This window comes from Thiobacillus sp., assembly GCF_024708915.1.
In genome coordinates this window covers 1-16,390 of the sequence record NZ_JANJXQ010000049.1, presented here as the reverse complement: position 1 = coordinate 16,390, position 16,390 = coordinate 1, and the positions used below count along the sequence as shown (strand labels likewise).

At 66.5% G+C, this 16,390-nt stretch carries 17 protein-coding genes, 1 tRNA gene, 1 other RNA gene and 1 riboswitch; of the genes, 4 read left to right on the top strand and 15 right to left on the bottom strand.

Annotation, left to right across the window (positions count from 1 at the left end):
* The 7 genes from Q0L94_RS03860 to Q0L94_RS03830 all read right to left on the bottom strand — a co-directional run.
* Positions 1 to 626, bottom strand: a 626-nt coding sequence (locus Q0L94_RS03860) for a PhoH family protein (protein ID WP_296750229.1), incomplete at its 3' end; no start/stop codon positions are given.
* On the bottom strand, positions 623 to 1,963 hold the full coding sequence (miaB, locus tag Q0L94_RS03855; RefSeq protein WP_296750227.1) for a tRNA (N6-isopentenyl adenosine(37)-C2)-methylthiotransferase MiaB: 1,341 nt from the start codon (positions 1,961 to 1,963) through the stop codon (positions 623 to 625). The genes miaB and Q0L94_RS03860, both read right to left, overlap by 4 nt.
* Positions 1,964 to 2,032: 69 nt before the next feature.
* Positions 2,033 to 2,109: transfer RNA gene (locus tag Q0L94_RS03850), tRNA-Met, on the bottom strand.
* Between the two features lie 90 nt (positions 2,110 to 2,199).
* Positions 2,200 to 2,754 carry a hypothetical protein gene (locus Q0L94_RS03845; protein ID WP_296750225.1) on the bottom strand — a complete coding sequence of 185 codons (555 nt, stop codon included), beginning with the start codon at positions 2,752 to 2,754 and terminating at the stop codon, positions 2,200 to 2,202.
* Between the two features lie 45 nt (positions 2,755 to 2,799).
* Complete coding sequence (gluQRS, locus tag Q0L94_RS03840; protein ID WP_296750223.1) at positions 2,800 to 3,705, bottom strand: tRNA glutamyl-Q(34) synthetase GluQRS; 906 nt, start codon at positions 3,703 to 3,705, stop codon at positions 2,800 to 2,802.
* A 42-nt stretch (positions 3,706 to 3,747) separates the two neighbouring features.
* Positions 3,748 to 4,356, bottom strand: coding sequence for a cob(I)yrinic acid a,c-diamide adenosyltransferase (gene cobO / locus Q0L94_RS03835; RefSeq protein WP_296750221.1), 609 nt, complete (start codon positions 4,354 to 4,356; stop codon positions 3,748 to 3,750).
* Positions 4,357 to 4,408: 52 nt separating this feature from the next.
* Positions 4,409 to 6,466, bottom strand: a complete 2,058-nt coding sequence (locus tag Q0L94_RS03830; protein WP_296750219.1) for a TonB-dependent receptor — start codon at positions 6,464 to 6,466, stop codon at positions 4,409 to 4,411.
* A 63-nt stretch (positions 6,467 to 6,529) separates the two neighbouring features.
* Positions 6,530 to 6,732: riboswitch (cobalamin riboswitch) on the bottom strand.
* 214 nt (positions 6,733 to 6,946) lie between these two features.
* On the opposite strand from Q0L94_RS03830, the gene Q0L94_RS03825 reads away from it, so the two are divergent.
* The 4 genes from Q0L94_RS03825 to Q0L94_RS03810 all read left to right on the top strand — a co-directional run bounded on the left by Q0L94_RS03825 (position 6,947) and on the right by Q0L94_RS03810 (position 8,257).
* Positions 6,947 to 7,144: a hypothetical protein gene (locus tag Q0L94_RS03825; RefSeq protein ID WP_296750217.1), complete on the top strand. Its 198-nt coding sequence runs from the start codon at positions 6,947 to 6,949 to the stop codon at positions 7,142 to 7,144.
* Positions 7,144 to 7,446, top strand: coding sequence for a cell division protein ZapA (locus Q0L94_RS03820; protein ID WP_296750215.1), 303 nt, complete (start codon positions 7,144 to 7,146; stop codon positions 7,444 to 7,446). Before Q0L94_RS03825 ends, Q0L94_RS03820 begins: the two co-directional genes overlap by 1 nt.
* An 8-nt stretch (positions 7,447 to 7,454) precedes the next feature.
* A non-coding RNA gene (gene ssrS, locus Q0L94_RS03815) (6S RNA) lies at positions 7,455 to 7,639 on the top strand.
* 9 nt (positions 7,640 to 7,648) lie between these two features.
* Complete coding sequence (locus Q0L94_RS03810; protein WP_296750213.1) at positions 7,649 to 8,257, top strand: 5-formyltetrahydrofolate cyclo-ligase; 609 nt, start codon at positions 7,649 to 7,651, stop codon at positions 8,255 to 8,257.
* Here the strand turns inward: Q0L94_RS03810 and Q0L94_RS03805 are convergent.
* From Q0L94_RS03805 to Q0L94_RS03770, 8 genes are all read right to left on the bottom strand, one after another.
* Positions 8,242 to 8,955, bottom strand: coding sequence for an ABC transporter ATP-binding protein (locus tag Q0L94_RS03805; protein WP_296750211.1), 714 nt, complete (start codon positions 8,953 to 8,955; stop codon positions 8,242 to 8,244). The two genes, Q0L94_RS03810 and Q0L94_RS03805, sit on opposite strands and share 16 nt — an antisense overlap.
* 138 nt (positions 8,956 to 9,093) lie before the next feature.
* Positions 9,094 to 9,912 carry an ABC transporter ATP-binding protein gene (locus Q0L94_RS03800; RefSeq protein WP_296750209.1) on the bottom strand — a complete coding sequence of 273 codons (819 nt, stop codon included), beginning with the start codon at positions 9,910 to 9,912 and terminating at the stop codon, positions 9,094 to 9,096.
* On the bottom strand, positions 9,909 to 10,964 hold the full coding sequence (locus tag Q0L94_RS03795; protein ID WP_296750207.1) for an ABC transporter ATP-binding protein: 1,056 nt from the start codon (positions 10,962 to 10,964) through the stop codon (positions 9,909 to 9,911). Before Q0L94_RS03795 ends, Q0L94_RS03800 begins: the two co-directional genes overlap by 4 nt.
* A gap of 1 nt (position 10,965) precedes the next feature.
* On the bottom strand, positions 10,966 to 11,895 hold the full coding sequence (locus Q0L94_RS03790; RefSeq protein WP_296750206.1) for a branched-chain amino acid ABC transporter permease: 930 nt from the start codon (positions 11,893 to 11,895) through the stop codon (positions 10,966 to 10,968).
* 26 nt (positions 11,896 to 11,921) lie between these two features.
* The gene (locus Q0L94_RS03785; protein WP_296750204.1) at positions 11,922 to 13,073 is read right to left on the bottom strand and encodes a branched-chain amino acid ABC transporter substrate-binding protein; all 1,152 of its coding nucleotides are present in this window, start codon (positions 13,071 to 13,073) and stop codon (positions 11,922 to 11,924) included.
* A 141-nt stretch (positions 13,074 to 13,214) separates the two neighbouring features.
* Positions 13,215 to 13,535, bottom strand: coding sequence for a c-type cytochrome (locus Q0L94_RS03780; protein WP_296750202.1), 321 nt, complete (start codon positions 13,533 to 13,535; stop codon positions 13,215 to 13,217).
* A 135-nt stretch (positions 13,536 to 13,670) separates the two neighbouring features.
* Positions 13,671 to 14,468 (bottom strand): DUF2189 domain-containing protein, encoded by a 798-nt coding sequence (locus Q0L94_RS03775; protein WP_296750200.1) that lies wholly within the window; start codon positions 14,466 to 14,468, stop codon positions 13,671 to 13,673.
* Positions 14,469 to 14,550: 82 nt separating this feature from the next.
* Positions 14,551 to 16,390 (bottom strand): thioredoxin domain-containing protein (locus Q0L94_RS03770; protein WP_296750198.1); only part of this gene is annotated, 1,840 nt, incomplete at its 5' end.

Sequence of the window (16,390 nt, the reverse complement as noted above, 5' to 3'; positions counted from 1 at the left end):
TCGATGGCGTGGCGCTCGATCAGCCGCGTCACCTTGTCGAAGCCCATCAGATCGTAAAGTGCATCGTACAGCGGACGCAGATACGGATCGACCTTCTGCGTCAGGTCGCCCGGCAGGAAACCGAGGCGCTCGCCGGCTTCTACCGCCGGGCGCGTCAGCACCAGGCGCTTGACCTGCTCGCGCTCGAGCGCGTCGACTGCGCACGCGACGGCGAGGTAGGTCTTGCCGGTGCCGGCGGGGCCGATGCCGAAGGTGATGTCGTGGCTGCGGATCTGCTCGATGTACTCGCCCTGGCGCGGGGTGCGCGCACGCAGGTCGGCCCGCCGCGTGCGCAATGCGGGGCCTTCCTCGTCGGCGCGGCCGCGGGTGAGCTCGACCAGCCCCAGCTGGATGTCGTCGAGCGAGAGCGCATCGTGCGCGCGGTTGTAGAAATGCTCGATCGCCTGCCCGGCTTTTTCCGCCTGCGCGGCGTCGCCGCTGAATCTGAAACTGGAACCGCGGCGGCCGATGGTGACGTCGAACGCCGCTTCGATCTGGCGCAGGTTCTCGTCCAGCGGGCCGCACAGGTTGGCGAGCCGCCGGTTGTCTTCCGGCGCCAGGCGCAGTTCAACGATGTCGGTTTTCAAGCGCTTTCGGTCTCGGTGAGGACGGCTTCGCCACGCAAACTATGCGGCAAGGCCTGGGTGATGGTGACATCGACGAAACGGCCGATCAGGCGCGGCTGGCCGGCGAAGTTGACGATGCGGTTGTTGTCGGTGCGGCCGGCGAGCTCTTCCGCGTTCTTGCGGGCGTGGCCTTCGACCAGCACGCGCTGCACGCTGCCGACCATGGCCCGGTTCACCTGTTGCGCCTGCGTCTCGATCTGCGCCTGCAAACGCATCAGCCGCTGCGTTTTCAGTCCAGCCGTCACGTCGTCGGGATAGTCCGACGCCGGGGTGCCGGGGCGCTTGCTGTAGATGAAGGAGAAGCTGGCGTCGAAGTCGAGTTCTTCGATCAGCTTCATGGTCGCCTCGAAGTCGGCCTCGGTCTCGCCGGGGAAGCCGACGATGAAGTCGGACGACAGGCACAGGTCGGGGCGCCGTTCGCGCAGCCTGCGCACGATCGATTTGAATTCGAGCACGCTGTGGCCGCGCTTCATCGCCGCGAGGATGCGGTCTGAACCGGACTGCACCGGCAGATGCAGATGCGACACCAGCTTGGGCAGCGTGCCGTAGCATTCGATCAGCCGCTGCGTCATTTCGCGCGGGTGGCTGGTGGTGTACCTGATCCGTTCGATGCCGGCGATCTCGTGCACCATTTCCAGCAGGAAAGCGAAGTCGGCGCTGCCGCCCTCGTGCAGCGCACCCTGGTAGGCGTTGACGTTCTGCCCCAGCAGGGTGACTTCCTTCACCCCGCGCCCGGCGAGGTCGGACACTTCGGCAATGACGTCGTCGAACGGCCGCGACACCTCCTCGCCGCGGGTGTAGGGGACGACGCAGAACGTGCAGTACTTGGAGCAGCCTTCCATGATCGAGACGAAGGCCGACGCGCCTTCCACCCGCGCCGGCGGCAGATGGTCGAACTTCTCGATTTCGGGAAAGCTGATGTCGACCTGGGCGCGCCCGGTTTCGCGGCGCTGAGCGATCAGCTCGGGCAGGCGGTGCAGCGTCTGCGGGCCGAACACCACGTCGACGAAGGGCGCGCGCGACACGATGGCGGCGCCTTCCTGGCTGGCGACGCAGCCGCCGACGCCGATGATGAGATTGGGGTTGGTCGCTTTCAGATGGCGCACCCGGCCGAGGTCGTGGAACACCTTTTCCTGCGCCTTCTCGCGCACCGAGCAGGTATTGAACAGGATCACGTCGGCGTCGTCCGGGGTGGCGGTCGGGATCAGGCCTTCGGCCAGATTGAGCACGTCGGCCATCTTGTCCGAGTCGTACTCGTTCATCTGGCAGCCGAAGGTTTTGATGTAGATTTTTTTCATGCGCAAGTGCCGGGACAGTGAATAGACTGGGGGCAAGGTTTTCGCCACGCGCTGCGACGAAAAGAAATGTGGTGGTGATGAGTGGACTTGAACCACCGACCCCCGGATTATGAATCCGATGCTCTAACCGACTGAGCTACATCACCTTGGGGACTGCTTTCCCGGCGCAGGACCGCCGAAAAGGCGCGCATTTTAGCTGACGCCGGCACGCACTGTCAAAGCACCCCTGCGCCCGCCTACTGCGGCCGCAGCCTGGCCAGCTCGTCGAGCAGGCTGACCAGCAGTTCACGGCCGAGCGGCCCCATACCGGCGGTGAGCGGGTCGGCGTCGCGCTCGCCGTTGACCAGGCGGCGCATGCGTCCGCCCAAGAGCGCCATGTCGCCGCCCGCCTTCATCATCTGCTCGGCCATGTTGGCAAGCACCGACATGGCCTGCGCATCGCCGCGCGCCGCGGCGTCGATCAGCGCGGCGAGGCCCGGCGCGGCGGCGCTGCCGTCGGGCCGGGCATCGAGCGGCGGCAGCGTGGCGGGATTGTCGATGCCGCGCAGGATGGCGTCGAGCAGGATGCTGTCCTCCTCGTCCAGCCCCAGCTTGATCGACGGATCGCGGCGGCCGTCGACGACGTGGCGCAGGGCGCCGACCAGCCGCGCCCAGCCGGCCTGCTCGGCGGCGTCGAGCTGCTTCAGCAGGTCGGGCAGCTGGCTGCGGTCGCGCAGCGCGTTGACCACGGTGTGGATGAATGCGGCGTGAACACGCAGGACTTGTTCGACGGCAGGGGGAAGTTGGGCCATTTTTGGGTGCGGCGCGAGGCGTTAGGAGTGAGGCGGATTGTCCGGTCAGGGAAGCGGCTTGGCAATGGCGGGCTGCAGGGGCACGTTTTCGATCCGCCAGTGCGCGCTTGCCCACGCCAGCAGTTCGGCCGGCCCGGCATGTTCCAGCGCAACCGGCGGCGGGTGGCCGAGCGCGGCGAGGGCCTGCGCCAGCGCGGCGCCCTGCCCGCTCGCGGGCAGGGCGGGAGCCAGGGTCTGTTTCGACAGCTTCTGCCCGGCGGCATTGGTGATGAGCGGCACATGGGCATAGGCCGGCAGGGGCAAGCCCAGCAGCCTTTGCAGGTAAATCTGGCGCGGGGTGTTCCACAACAGGTCGGCGCCGCGCACCACGTGGGTGATGCCCTGGAAGGCATCGTCCACCACCACCGCCAGCTGGTAGGCGAACAGGCCGTCGGCACGCCTGACGATGAAATCGCCGACCTCATGCGCCAGGTTCTGCTGCAGGCTGCCCTGGATGCGGTCGCGAAAGCAGGTGCTCACATCCGGCACGCGCACGCGCCAGGCGCGGGCGGCTGCGCCCGGCGGCAGGCCCGCCCGGCAGCTGCCTGGATAGAGGGTCTCGCCCTCATGGCTGCGCGGCGCCTGCGCAAGCTGCCTGCGGCTGCAGGCGCAGGGGTAGACCGCGCCGAGGGCTTTCAGCTCATCCAGCGCCGCAGCGTAGGCGTCGTCGCGCTGCGATTGATGGAGCACCGCGCCATCCCAGTGCAAGCCATAGGCTTCCAGCTGACGCAGGATGGTATCGGCTGCACCGGGCTCGCAGCGCGGGCGGTCGAGGTCTTCCATGCGCACCAGCCAGCGCCCGCCGATCACACGGGCGTCGAGAAAGCTCGCCACTGCGGCGACCAGCGACCCCTGATGCAGCGGGCCGGTGGGCGACGGCGCGAAGCGCCCGATGTAGGGTGCGAAGTTCACCCGGCAATTATGCCGCGCGGGGGTCGCTTGATGGCGCTGCGCTTAGAGATCGATGCCGGGCTGCGCCTTCACGCCAGCGCGGAACGCATGCTTCTCGTCGGCGATGACCGACACCGTGTCGGCCAGCTCGACCAGCGCCGCCGGCGCGGCGCGCCCGGTGACGACGACGTGCTGCATCGGCGGCCGCTGCGCCAGTGCGTCGAGCACCATGTCGGCGTCGAGATAGCCGTAGCTCAGGAGATAGGTCAACTCGTCCAGCACCACCAGCTGGTACGCCGGATCGGCCAGCATGCGCGCGGCAATCGCCCAGCCGCGGCGGGCGGTGGCGATATCCTGCTCGCGGTTTTGCGTGTCCCAGGTGAAGCCGTCGCCGGTGACGTGCCATTCGACGCCGGGCTGGCGGCCGAGAAAGGCCTCCTCGCCGGTGTCGGTGCGGCTCTTGATGAACTGCACCACGCCGGCCTTCATGCCGTGTCCAAGCGCGCGCGCGACCATGCCGAAGGCCGCGGTGCTCTTGCCCTTGCCGTTGCCAGTGACGACGAGCAGCAGCCCGCGCGCGTCGTCGGCGGCGGCGATGGCGGCGTCGATCAGCGCCTTCTTGCGCGCCATGCGGGCGGCATGGCGGGCGTTGCGGTCGGATTCAGCGCTCACGCAGCGCCTTCGTCAGTGGGGTCGACATCTGAGCATTATCGCCCCGCTCCGCCTATTCGAACGCATACTCGACGCTCACCCAGCCGCTGCGCCCCGGCAGCGGGTAGGCGTTGAAGCGGTCTGCATTGCTCGCGCTGTGCACGGCATAGGTGTAGTAGTCCTGGTCGAACAGGTTGTTCAGCGCGGCGGCCAGCTGCCAGTTGCCGATCTGCCGCACCAGCTTGACGTCGACCAGGGTATAAGCCGGGATCTTCTGGGCGAAACGGTTGGGCTCGTCGTTTTCCATACGCTGGCTGCTGACGTACTGGACGTCGGCGGACAGCCGGGTCTGTCCGTCGATGTGCCACAACGCACCGAGCGCCAGCTTGTGACGCGGCACCAGCGGAACGTCCTTGCCGTGGAGGGCGACACCGTCGAGCGTGCCGTCGGTGAATTCGGCGTAGGCGAGCGTATAGGCTGCGCGCCAATCCACCGCACCCAGGCGTGCGTGCGCGTCGAATTCCAGGCCGTAGCGTTCGAGCGGAGCGAAGTTGGTGTTGCCTACGCCGACGCTGTAGATGTCGAGATGGATCTCGTCCTTCACCCGCATGTAGTACGCTGCGCTGCGCAGGCGGCGGGTACCGCTGCCCCATTCCCAGCCGATCTGGGCGTCGTGCGAGGTTTGCGGCTTGAGGAACTGGAACTCGTGCGCAAAGCCGGGCGAAAATCCGTATATCTCGTCCACCGTGGCGAAGCGGAAGCTGCGCGCTATCCGCGAAAACAGCGCATGTTGCGGGGCCAGCCGGTGATTGAGCCCCAACTCCAGAGCGTATTCCGTTTCGTCCTGGCTGCCGCCCGGCGCCCCGCTGCCGAACAGGCCGCCCGGCGCCGTTGGATCGTACTGGTCGTTCGCGTCGATTTCGAACCACTCGACGCGGCCGCCCAAGGCCGCGCGCGTGGCCGGATTCAGCTGCATCTCATCATGGACATAGAGGGCGGCCGAGTTCTGTTCGGCGTCCACGCGATTGATCGGAGTGCCGATGTTGGCCGGGGAATTCGAGGTGTGCAGCCGATAATCCCACCGCTGCAAGTCGGCGCCCACGACCAGGCTGTGCGCGACGCCCGCGGTCTCGAACGGCAGCCGGGCGCGGGGCGCGAAGTTCCACATGTCGAGATCGGCGTCCTTGTATTCGGGAAAGCCGCCGAAGTCGAAGTAGGCCTGCTGCTGCTTGTTGCGATAGTCGAGAGCGAGCAGCACGTCGTTGCGCCCGAATTCGAAACTCCCGTTCAGTCCCACCTGGTAGCCCTTGCGTTTCGCCCAGTCGAGCGGAGTGTTGGTGCCTTCGGGATCGGTCGCCACCTCGTCGAGGCCGGCGTCGGGCTCGACCGTGCGCGGGCCGGGCAGGCGCGTCGTCTGCGATGTGCCGCCGAACTTGAAGACCCACTCACCCAGAGCGTGTTTCCAGCGCGCATCGCCGTTCGCGCTGCTCTGCCGGTTCTCGTTGTTGGCGCGCCAGCCGTCGGAGCGGTAGTGGTCGGCGGTGATCCTGAGGCCGGCCGTCTCGCCCGCCAGGTTGCCGGTCAGCTGATAGTTCCGGGTGCTGTAGCTGCCGAGCTGCAGCTTGCCGACCGCCTGGTCGGCCTGCCGGAGCGGGGAACGGGTGATGATGTTGACGACGCCGGCGACCGCGCCCGCGCCATGCAACACGCTCGAGCCGCCGCGCACGATCTCGATGCGCTCGACGGCCGCCAGCGGCAGCGCCGACCAGTCGATTGCCGACAAGTCGATGTCGTTCAGGCGGCGGCCGTCCAGCAGGATCAGCGTGTTCTGGTCGGCGGCGGCGCCGAAGCCGCGCAGATCGACTGTGCTGGCGGCGGCGTTGTTGCCGTAGAGGTCGCGCATGCCGATGCCGGCCTGCTGCGCCAGGATTTCCGGCAGCGTGGCCTGCGGGCTGTTTTCGATTTCCTGCCGCGTGATCACCGTGGTGTTGGCGGTCTGGCCGGACAGGGCCTGGGGAAAGCGGGTGGGCGTGACGACGATGGTCTCGCCGACGAACACCGGCAGGGTCTCCGCGTGAACGGAAGTAGCGAGGGCGACGCTGAGGGCGAGCGCGAGAGGGGTTTGACGCATGATGACTTCCGGTTTGGGCGCCCGCTTCCCCGCAGGCGCGTTGCACGATCCGCTGGGCGACTTCCGTCGCGCCAGGGCTCAGGCCGGTATCCGGGCTCACGCCTGAAGTGCATCGCCTTCCCGGGCGAACCCAGTGGCTGTGTGATGGACCGTTTAGCGCTGACCGTTGCGGGGGCAGCACAGGCTTTGCGAAAAATTGCGCACCTGTTTCCCGTTTATCCTCGGCGGCGGAAAGCCGCGTCGGCACCTGAAGGCGCGCATTATACGGAGCGGATTGACCGGCCGCACATCGCCCCCTGCGGAAGGGTCGCTGCGCAGCAGCGGGGCACCCACCGGCCTACTCCTTGCGGGTGGAGCGTGGTTGTTGGCGCTTCAGCGCCTTTAGAGCGCGGTTGTTGCCGACTCATCGGCTCTACAACCGCGGCCTCCCCCTCGCAGGGACAACCACGGCCTACCCCTTGCGGGTGCTATAGTCCCGCAATGCAAGCCGAACTCGATGCCCTCGAAGCCAGAATCCGCCAGGTGGCCGCGCTTTGCCACGCGCTGCGGCAGGAAAACATCGCCCTGCGCCAGCAGCTGCTGGCTGCGCAGCAGGACGGCAAACAGCTGACGGCCCGGCTGGACGCCGCCAAAACCCGGCTGCAGGCGCTGCTCGAAACGCTGCCGGAGGACGTCTGATGGCCGGCCCGCGTTCCATCGAAATCCACATCCTCGGCCGCGCCTACAAGGTGGCGTGCTCGCGCGAGGAAGAATCCGCGCTGATCGCAGCGGCCGATTATCTCGATGAAAAAATGCGCGAGATCCGCGACAACAGCAAGGTGATCGGCGCCGAGCGCATCGCCATCATGGCGGGGCTGAACCTGGCGCACGAGCTGCTGGCCCAGGGCGGCGGCGGTCTGGCCGAGGAAGCACGCGCCCGCCTGACACATTGCAACAGCCTGCTCGATTCTGTGCTGGAAGATCAGGACAAACTCTTCTAAACTGGGGGCGTTCCCTGCGGTGTTCGAGGCTGGTTGCAATTTCTCTGAACCAATGCATACGTGCAAGGCTGCGGTCTATTCCGATGCAGGTGTGCGCGTGACACGTTTCATGTGCCCAAAGCGTCTTTGAACGCGGCCATCTTGGACCCCGGTTCAAGAGTCCGCAGCCAGTCACGGCACAGGCGGGGAGCCTTACCTTTTCATGAATAAATCCACCCTCAGGCGTCAGCTCAAAGGTGCGCGCAGCGCGCTTGCCCCTACCGACCGCCGCAAGGCCGCGCGCGCCTCGCTGCGGCTGGCGCTGCGCCACGGCCTGTTGCTGCGCGCGCAACGCATCGGCTTTTATCTGCCGCAAGGCGGCGAGTTCGACGCCCACCCCCTGCTCAATCAGGCCCTGTGGATGCAGCGCGAGTGCTACCTGCCGGTGCTGCCGCGGCGCGGGCGGGTGATGCGGTTCGGCCGGGTCGGCAGCAATACGCGCATGAAAGCCAACCGCTACGGCATCCCCGAACCAAGAGATGCGCATCCCTTGCGCGCGCGCCAGCTCGACCTGCTGCTGATGCCGCTGGTGGGGTTCGACCGCAAGGGCTACCGGCTGGGGATGGGCGGCGGCTACTACGACGCGACGCTGGCCTTCATGCAGCATCGGCGTTTGTGGCGCAAGCCGCGCCTGGTTGGGGTTGCCTACGAATGCCAGCGGGTGGAGGCGCTGCCGCACGACCCGTGGGACATGCCGCTCGATGCGGTGCTGACCGAGCGCCAGCTGTACCGCTTCGACTCGAACCACCCCAAGCCTCATTCGCCCAGATAGGCGCGGCGCACCGCCGGGTTGGCGGCCAGCTCGCCGGCCGCGCCGCTCAGCGCAATGGTCCCGTTCTCCAGCACATAGCCGCGCGCGCAGGTTTTCAGCGCCAGATGGGCATTCTGCTCGATCAGCAGCACCGCCACGCCGCCTGCCGCAATCCGGCGAATGATGTCGAACACCGCCCGCACCATCAGGGGCGCCAGCCCCATACTCGGCTCGTCCAGCAACAGCAGGCGCGGACGCGCCATCATCGCGCGTCCCAGCGCCAGCATCTGCTGCTCGCCGCCGGACAGCAGGCCGGCGAATTGCGCGCGGCGTTCGGTCAGGCGCGGCAGCAGCGCATACACCTGGTCGAGGTCGCGGGCGATCGCCGTGCGATCGCGCCGGATGTAGGCGCCCATCATCAGGTTTTCGGCCACCGACATGCGCGGAAACACGCCGCGCCCTTCGGGGACCAGCGCCAATCCACGGCGCGCGACCTGGTGCGCCGGCAGCCGGGCGATCGCCTGTCCGTCGAACTGCACGCTGCCCGCCTGCGGCGCGATCAGCCCGCTGATGGCCTTGAGGGTGGTGGTCTTGCCGGCGCCGTTGGCGCCGATGAGGCAGACCATTTCGCCCGGCGCCACGTCGAGGCTGAGCCCGCGCACGGCCTGGATGCCGCCATAGGCGACGGACAACTGGCTGACGGTCAGTAGCGTGTTCATTCGGCAAAACCTCTCACTACAGAGACACCGAGGCACCGAGAAAAACCGAACGTGAAACGGGTTTCTCCGTGTCCCAAGGGATACCGTCCCTCCGGGACATATCTCGGTGCCTCTGTGGTGAATGGGTTCTTCCAAAATTCATAGCGCCTCGTCCCCCAGGTAGGCCGCAATCACCCGGGGATCGCGGCCAATCGCATCGGGCGTGCCCTCGGCGATTTTCACACCGTAGTCGAGCACCGCCAGCCGGGTGCACAGCCCCATCACCAGTTTCACGTCGTGCTCGATCAAGAGCAGCGTCAGTCCGTCGCCCTGCAGCTGCAGCAGCAGTTCGCGCAGCGCCGCGCGCTCGGCCGGATTCATTCCGGCAGCGGGTTCGTCGAGCGCCAGCAGGCTCGGTTCGGTCGCCAGCGCACGCGCGATTTCGAGCCGCCGCTGGTCGCCGTAGGGCAGGTTCCTGGCCAGGCGGCCGGCGTGCTGCGCGATCCCGACGCGGCGCAGCAGGGCATGGGCGCGCTCGTGCGAATCGGCTTCTTCGCGGCGCGTGGCGGGCAGGCGCAGCACCGCACCGACGACGCCGCTGCGGGTGCGTGCGTGGCGCCCCACCAGCACGTTTTCGAGCGCGGTCATCTCGGCGAACAGGCGGATGTTCTGGAAGGTGCGCGCCAGCCCCGTCTGCAGCACTTGGTGCGGCTTGCGGCCGTGGAGACGGGTGCCATTGAGGCGAATTTCGCCGCGGTCGATCGAATAAAGGCCGGTGAGCGCGTTGAACAGCGTGGTCTTGCCCGCGCCGTTGGGGCCGATCAGGCCGAAAATCTCGCCTGCGTGAACCTGCAGCGAAATGTCGGACAGCGCCTGCAGGCCGCCGAATGCCTTGCTTATGCCGGAGACGGTCAGCAGCGGCGTCGACGCTGCAGCGCGTTTGCTCGATAGCGGGTCGCCTGATTTGGGTGAGTTCATCCCTTGGCGTCGGCGAATTCGCGGCGGCGGCGCGCCGAGGGAAAAAGCCCCGCAGGGCGATACAGCATCACCGCAACCAGCGCCACGCCGAACAACAGCATGCGCAGATCCGCCGGATCGATGTAGACCTGGCCGAACAGGCTGCGCTGCCAGTCGCCGGTATAGCGCAGCGCCTCGGGCAGCAGCGTCAGCAGCAGCGCGCCGAAGATCACGCCGGGAATGTGCCCCATGCCGCCGAGCACGATCATGCACAGGATCATGACCGATTCCATGAGATTGAACGACTCCGGGCTGATGAAGCCCTGGAAGCTGGCGAACAGGCTGCCCGCCAGCCCGCCGAAGACGGCGCCCATGGCGAACGCCAGCAACTTGAGATTGCGCGTGTTGATGCCGGTCGCGGCGGCGGCGATCTCGTCCTCGCGGATGGCGACCCAGGCACGCCCGATACGCGAATTTTCCAGCCGCATCGAAATGAAAATCACCGCCAGCACCAGCAGCAGAAACAGGTAATACGTCAGATGGGCGCCGCTGAAGGTGTAGCCGAAGAACGTCTGCGGCTGGCTCAGGCTGACGCCGCCGAGACGCACCGGGTCGATCAGGTTGATGCCCTGCGGGCCGTTGGTGATGTTGACCGGGGCATTCAGGTTGTTCATGAAAATGCGGATGATTTCGCCGAACCCCAGCGTGACGATGGCCAGATAATCGCCGCGCAGCCGCAGGGTGGGCGCCCCCAGCAGCACGCCGAACAGCGCGGCGAGCGCCGCGCCCAGCGGCAGAATCGCCCAGAACGGCAGGTGCAGGCCGAAATGCGGGCTGGCAAGCCAGGCATAGACGTAGGCCCCCAGCGCATAGAACGCGACGTAGCCGAGGTCGAGCAGGCCGGCATAACCGACGACGATGTTCAAGCCCAGCGCCAGGATGACATACAGCAGCGCCAGGTCGAGCAGCCGCACCCACGAGCGCCCCAGCCCCGCGTCCACCAGGAACGGCAGCAGCGCCAGCCCCAGCGCCAGCAATCCGAAAACGAGCCAGCGCGGCTGCGTCTTGTTCAAGCTAGGCACGCTCGACAACGCGCGCCCCCAGCAGGCCGGACGGGCGGAACACCAGCACCGCGATCAGCACGAAGAACGCGAACACGTCCTGGTAATGGCTGCCGAGGAAACCGCCGGTGAGGTCGCCGATGTAGCCCGCACCGAACGATTCGATCAGTCCCAGCAGCAGGCCGCCCAGCATCGCCCCGCCGAGATTGCCGATGCCGCCCAGCACCGCGGCCGAGAAGGCCTTGAGGCCGAGCATGAAGCCCATGTAATAGTGCGCCAGGCCGTAATACGCGCTGACCATGACCCCGGCCACCGCTGCCAGCGCCGAACCGATCGCGAACGTGGCGGCGATCACCCGGTTGACGTCGACGCCCATCAGGCTCGCCACCTGCCGCGATTGCGCAGTCGCGCGCATGGCCCGGCCGAGCCGGGTTTTCTGCACCATCAGGATCAGCAACAGCATGATGCTCATGGTCAGCAGCAGGATGGCAATCTGCACATCGGTGATGTTCGCGCCGAAAAGCGTATGGCGTCCCTGCGGCAGCACGGCGGGGAAAGGGATGTACTGCTTGCCCCAGATCAGCATGGCGATATTCTGCAGAATGATCGATACGCCGATCGCCGTGATCAACGGCGCCAGGCGCGGCGCCTGACGCAGCGGCCGATAGGCGACGCGCTCGATCAGCAGGCCGAGCGCCATGCACACCGGGATCGCCACCACCAGCCCCGCCCCCAGCACCAGCACGCCCGGCAGGCCGGGAGCCGCCAGCGCCAGCGCGCCGATCACCGTCAGCGCGACCATCGCCCCCATCATGGTGATTTCACCATGGGCGAAATTGATGAGTTCGAGGATGCCGTACACCATGGTGTAGCCCAGCGCCACCAGCGCGTAAATGCTGCCCAGCACCAGGCCGTTGATGAGTTGCTGCAGGAAGATGTCCATCTTTGCGCGGCGTGCGCCGGCTCAGTTTATTTTGCGCTCTGCACGGTTTCGAGCGTCTGCCACTTGCCGTCCTTCACCTGGTACAGGGTGACCGCGCCGCCGGCGATGTCGCCCTTGGCGTCGAAGCGGATGTGCCCGGTCACCCCCTGGTAATCGGTCTTCGGCAGTTCGGCCAGATAGGCGGCGGGATCGCTGGAATCGGCGCGTTTCATCGCCTCGATCAGCACGCGCATGGCGTCGTAGGCGTAGGGGGAGTAGTTCTGGATCTTGCCGTATTTGGCCTCGAACCTGGCCTTGAACGCGCTGCCGCCCGGCATGGCGTCGAGCGGCAGACCCGGGTTGGAGGCCAGCGCGCCCTCGGCGTCGGCGCCGGCCAGGTCGATGAACTTGGGCGTTTGCGCGCCGTCGCCGCCGAGGAACTTCGCCTGCATGCCGAGCTGTTTCATCTGCTTGATCATCGGCGCGGCCTGCGGATCCATCCCGCCGAAGAACACCAGGTCGGGCGCCTTGCCCTTGATCGAGGTGAGAATCGCCATGAAGTTGGTCGCACGGTCGGAGGTGTATTCGCGCGCCACCACTTCGCCGCCCGCGGCCTTGGCGGCTTTCTCCACTTCGTCGGCCAGCCCCTGCCCATAGGCGGTGCGGTCGTCGATGATGGCGATTTTCTTCGCGCCCAACCGGGTCACCGCGTAATGCCCCAGCACGCTGCCCTGCTGGGCGTCGTTGGTCATCACGCGATAGGCCGTCTTGAAGCCGGAGGAGGTGTAGGCCACCGCGGTGGCCGAGGGTGAAATCTGCGGAATGCCGTTGTCGGAATAAATCTTGGAAGCCGGGATGGTGGCGCCCGAGTTGAGATGGCCGACGACGCCGGCCACGCCCTCGTCCACCAGCTTTTGCGCCACCGTGGTGGCGGTTTTGGGATCGGCCGCGTCGTCTTCGCTCCTCAATTCGAGCACGACCTTGTTGCCGCCCAGCGTGAATCCGGCGGCGTTGATTTCGTCCAGCGCCAGGCGCGCCCCGTTCTCGTTGTCCTTGCCCAGATGCGCCTGCGGGCCGGTGAGCGGGGAAACCTGGCCGATCAGCACCACCCGGCTGTCGCCATTCTGCTGCGGCCTGTCGCCACAACCTGCGACCAGTGCCGCCGCTACCATCGCCCAACGTAGAGTATGGCCCGTCATCTCGGTCTTCCCCGCAATAAAACTGAAACGCGGGATTTATACCATAAAGCCCGCCGCGCCAGCTTTCCCCCGGAGAGCCGAAAAGCACAGGGCCGACGCGAACGCCGGCCCTGTGCTTTCACGATGTTTTCGTGTGCCGGGTTATTTCATGCTCAACACCCACTCGACAATCTTCTCCACGTCTTCGTGCTTGACCTGTGCGTTCGGCGGCATGGGAACCGGCCCCCACACCCCTTTACCGCCGGCTTTCACCTTGCCGACCAGCTTGTCTTTCGCGGCCTTGTCGCCGGCATATTTTTTGGCGATGTCCTTGAAAGAAGGGCCAACGATTTTCTTGTCCACGCCGTGGCAGGACATGCAGGCGTTTTTCTGGGCCAGCGCCTGTTGGGAATCGGCAGAAGCGACGCCTGACATCGCCAGCAGGGCAGCGGATGCTGCAGTCATTATCCATTTCTTCATCATTACAGTGTCTCCGTGGAGGTCGGGTTGAGCGCGCGCTATCTATCTAGCCACTACCGCGCCTCCCATATTAAGGAAAATCCTCCGCCGCGCAAGACACGGGCCTGGTTTTTTGCTACCAAGCCCGGTAAAACATTGTTATTCACGCTCGACCAGTTCGCGGTAGGCATGCCAGCTGGCATGCCCAAGCCAGGGGAAAATCACTGCCATGGCGATGAAATCCGTCGCCATTCCGACCACGATCAGGCCTGCAATCAAGGCCCCCCACAGCAGCATCACCGGGAAATTGAGCCGGGTCGCCATGAAGCTGGTGACCAGCGCGGTGGCGAAATCGACCTTGCGGTGCAGCAGCATCGGCAGCGACACCACCGTGAGGCTGAACATCGCCAGCGCCAGCACGCCGCCGAACGCCAGGTAGGCCAGCACGAAATCGGTATGCTGCTGCACCGCGCTGATGCTCAGCAGATCGGACAGGCCGCCGATGCCCGAACCGCTGAGGAACAGCCCCACCAGAATCGCCGAAATACGCTCCCATGAAATCAGGACGAACACCAGCATCACCGCGAACAGCCCCAGGGAGGATGGATTGGCGCGCCACGCCAGCAGAGGGACGAACAGTTTGGGAAGCTTGTGGTGATGCTCCAGCCGGTGGCTCAAGTCATAAAACACGGTGGCCAGCAGCGGCGCGACGAACAGGAAGCCCGAAACCAGCGCCATCGCCAGATGCGGCCTGTCCTCTGCAGCATGCACCAGACCGTAGCCCAGCAGCGCGAAGACGGCGCCATAGAACAGGCTCAGCGGCCACGCCCGGGCAAAATCCTTTGCGCCGTCGCGCAGCCAGCGCAGCGGCTGGTTGAACGTCACGCTGCGGATGCCCGGCAGATTCATTTGGGCGACCTGCGGATGGAAAACTGCGGATTCGGTATCTGTGCTCATGATTGCTCCTGATGACGGACGGGCTGTCTACTTGATAGCAGGCGCCGCCACGGGCTCCTAATAGCAAATGCTGATAAACGCCTTATTCCAGTACGCCGGCCAGATCGGTCAGCGGCGGCTGGCACGCCGTTCCGCTGCAGACCCAGGCAGCGGGACGGTCCGCTTCCGGCTTTGCCAGCGCCTGCGGCAGGCTCAGGCCATTGGGCAAGGCCAGCAGCATGTCGCGCGCACCGAGTTTCGGCGTCAGCGCCCGCACCCATGCGCGCAGGGCGGATTCCGGGCCGCGCAGCAGGATCGTCCGCGGCGGCACCAGCGCTTCATCGAGCACGGCCAGCAGCGTCGGATAGGCGATCGGCTGCTGGTTCAGGTGCGCGTAAAACAGCCGCAGGCAGCGCGCGCTGGCATCGAGGTAACGCGCCTCGCCGAGCAGATGCCCGAGCCGCTGCAGCGCAAACGCGGCGACGCCGTTGCCCGACGGCGTGGCGTTGTCGTAGCCCGGCTTGGGACGGGCGATGAGCGCTTCGTGGTCGTGGCTGGTGAAGTAAAAGCCGCCGGCTTCGGCATCCTCGAAATGCGCCAATAACGCGTCGGCGAGTTCGCATGCCCAGCCCATGTCGGCTTCGCGATAGCCGGCCTGCAGGGTTTCCAGCAGCGCATCGAGCAGGAAGGCATAGTCGTCGAGATAGGCGTTGAGCCGCGCTTCGCCGTGTTTGAAGCTGGCAAGCAGGCGGCCGTCGCGCCAGAGGTTCCGGCGCAGGAAATCGATCGCCGCTTGCGCCGCCGCCACCCAGTCGGCGCGCGCCATCACCCGCCCGGCATGCGCCAGCCCGCCGATCATCAGCGCATTCCAGCTGGCGAGCTGCTTGTCGTCGCGCCCCGGCCACACCCGGGTTTCGCGCGCGGCAAACAGCTTGGTGCGTGCGCTCGCCAGCCGCGCCGCGGCCGTCGCGTCGGTCAGCCCCAGCTCGGCCGCAATCTCGTGCAAGGGACGCGCAAGGATCGGGTTCCAGCTTGCGTTTTCGAAATTCGGCGGCTGGTCGAAGCCATACGCCGGTGCCGCCACCGCGTGCTCCTCGGCCGACAGCAGCGCACGCACCTGGTCCGCTGTCCACACGTAGAACTTGCCTTCGTGGCCTTCGCTGTCGGCGTCGAGCGCGGAATAAAAGCCGCCGCCCGGCGCGCGCATCTCGCGCAGCAGCCAGTCGACGATGCCCTCGGCAGCGTCCTTGAATAGCTTTTCGCCGGTCAGCGCCCAGGCATCGGCATACAGATGCAGCAGCGGGCCGTTGTCGTAGAGCATTTTCTCGAAGTGCGGAATCGCCCACTGCGCGTCCACCGAATAGCGGCAGAATCCGCCGCCGAGCTGGTCGCGCATCCCGCCGGAAGCCATCTTGCGCAGGGTGAACAGCGCCATCTCGCGCGCCTGCGCGTTGCCTGCCTGAGCCTGCCGCAGCAGGAAAAACAGTTCGCCCGGGCGCGGGAATTTGGGCGCGGGCGAAAAGCCGCCCCACACCGGGTCGAAGGCCTGCGCCAGATCGCGCAGCGCAGCGGCAAACGGTGCATCGCTCAGGCCTTGGCCGATGCCCGCCACCGGCTGCTGCTGCGCCAGCGCTTCGCGCACCGCCGCGTTCTGCGCCTGCACTTCGCCGCGCCGCTCGCGCCAGGCGCGGGCGACGTTTTCCATCAGGTCGATAAAGCCGGGCAGCTGGTAGCGCGGCGTCTTGGGGAAATAGGTGCCGGCAAAGAACGGTGTCTGATCGGGCGTGAGAAACACCGTCAGAGGCCAGCCGCCGCCGCGCCGGGTTAACAGCTGGTGCGCGGCCTGATAGATCTGGTCGAGATCGGGACGTTCCTCGCGGTCGACCTTGATGTTGACGAACAGCCGGTTCATCACTGCCGCCACCTCGGCGTCCTCGAAGCAG

What these genes read in the sequence shown, in the direction of transcription:
- Q0L94_RS03785 (WP_296750204.1), bottom strand. Translation starts at nt 13,073, where the DNA reads ATGACGGGCCATACTCTACGTTGGGCGATGGTAGCGGCGGCACTGGTC.
- Q0L94_RS03805 (WP_296750211.1), bottom strand. Translation starts at nt 8,955, where the DNA reads ATGAACACGCTACTGACCGTCAGCCAGTTGTCCGTCGCCTATGGCGGC.
- Q0L94_RS03810 (WP_296750213.1), top strand. Translation starts at nt 7,649, where the DNA reads ATGAATAAATCCACCCTCAGGCGTCAGCTCAAAGGTGCGCGCAGCGCG.
- Q0L94_RS03845 (WP_296750225.1), bottom strand. Translation starts at nt 2,754, where the DNA reads ATGGCCCAACTTCCCCCTGCCGTCGAACAAGTCCTGCGTGTTCACGCC.
- Q0L94_RS03780 (WP_296750202.1), bottom strand. Translation starts at nt 13,535, where the DNA reads ATGATGAAGAAATGGATAATGACTGCAGCATCCGCTGCCCTGCTGGCG.
- Q0L94_RS03830 (WP_296750219.1), bottom strand. Translation starts at nt 6,466, where the DNA reads ATGCGTCAAACCCCTCTCGCGCTCGCCCTCAGCGTCGCCCTCGCTACT.
- miaB (WP_296750227.1), bottom strand. Translation starts at nt 1,963, where the DNA reads ATGAAAAAAATCTACATCAAAACCTTCGGCTGCCAGATGAACGAGTAC.
- Q0L94_RS03825 (WP_296750217.1), top strand. Translation starts at nt 6,947, where the DNA reads ATGCAAGCCGAACTCGATGCCCTCGAAGCCAGAATCCGCCAGGTGGCC.
- Q0L94_RS03790 (WP_296750206.1), bottom strand. Translation starts at nt 11,895, where the DNA reads ATGGACATCTTCCTGCAGCAACTCATCAACGGCCTGGTGCTGGGCAGC.
- Q0L94_RS03820 (WP_296750215.1), top strand. Translation starts at nt 7,144, where the DNA reads ATGGCCGGCCCGCGTTCCATCGAAATCCACATCCTCGGCCGCGCCTAC.
- Q0L94_RS03775 (WP_296750200.1), bottom strand. Translation starts at nt 14,468, where the DNA reads ATGAGCACAGATACCGAATCCGCAGTTTTCCATCCGCAGGTCGCCCAA.
- Q0L94_RS03800 (WP_296750209.1), bottom strand. Translation starts at nt 9,912, where the DNA reads ATGAACTCACCCAAATCAGGCGACCCGCTATCGAGCAAACGCGCTGCA.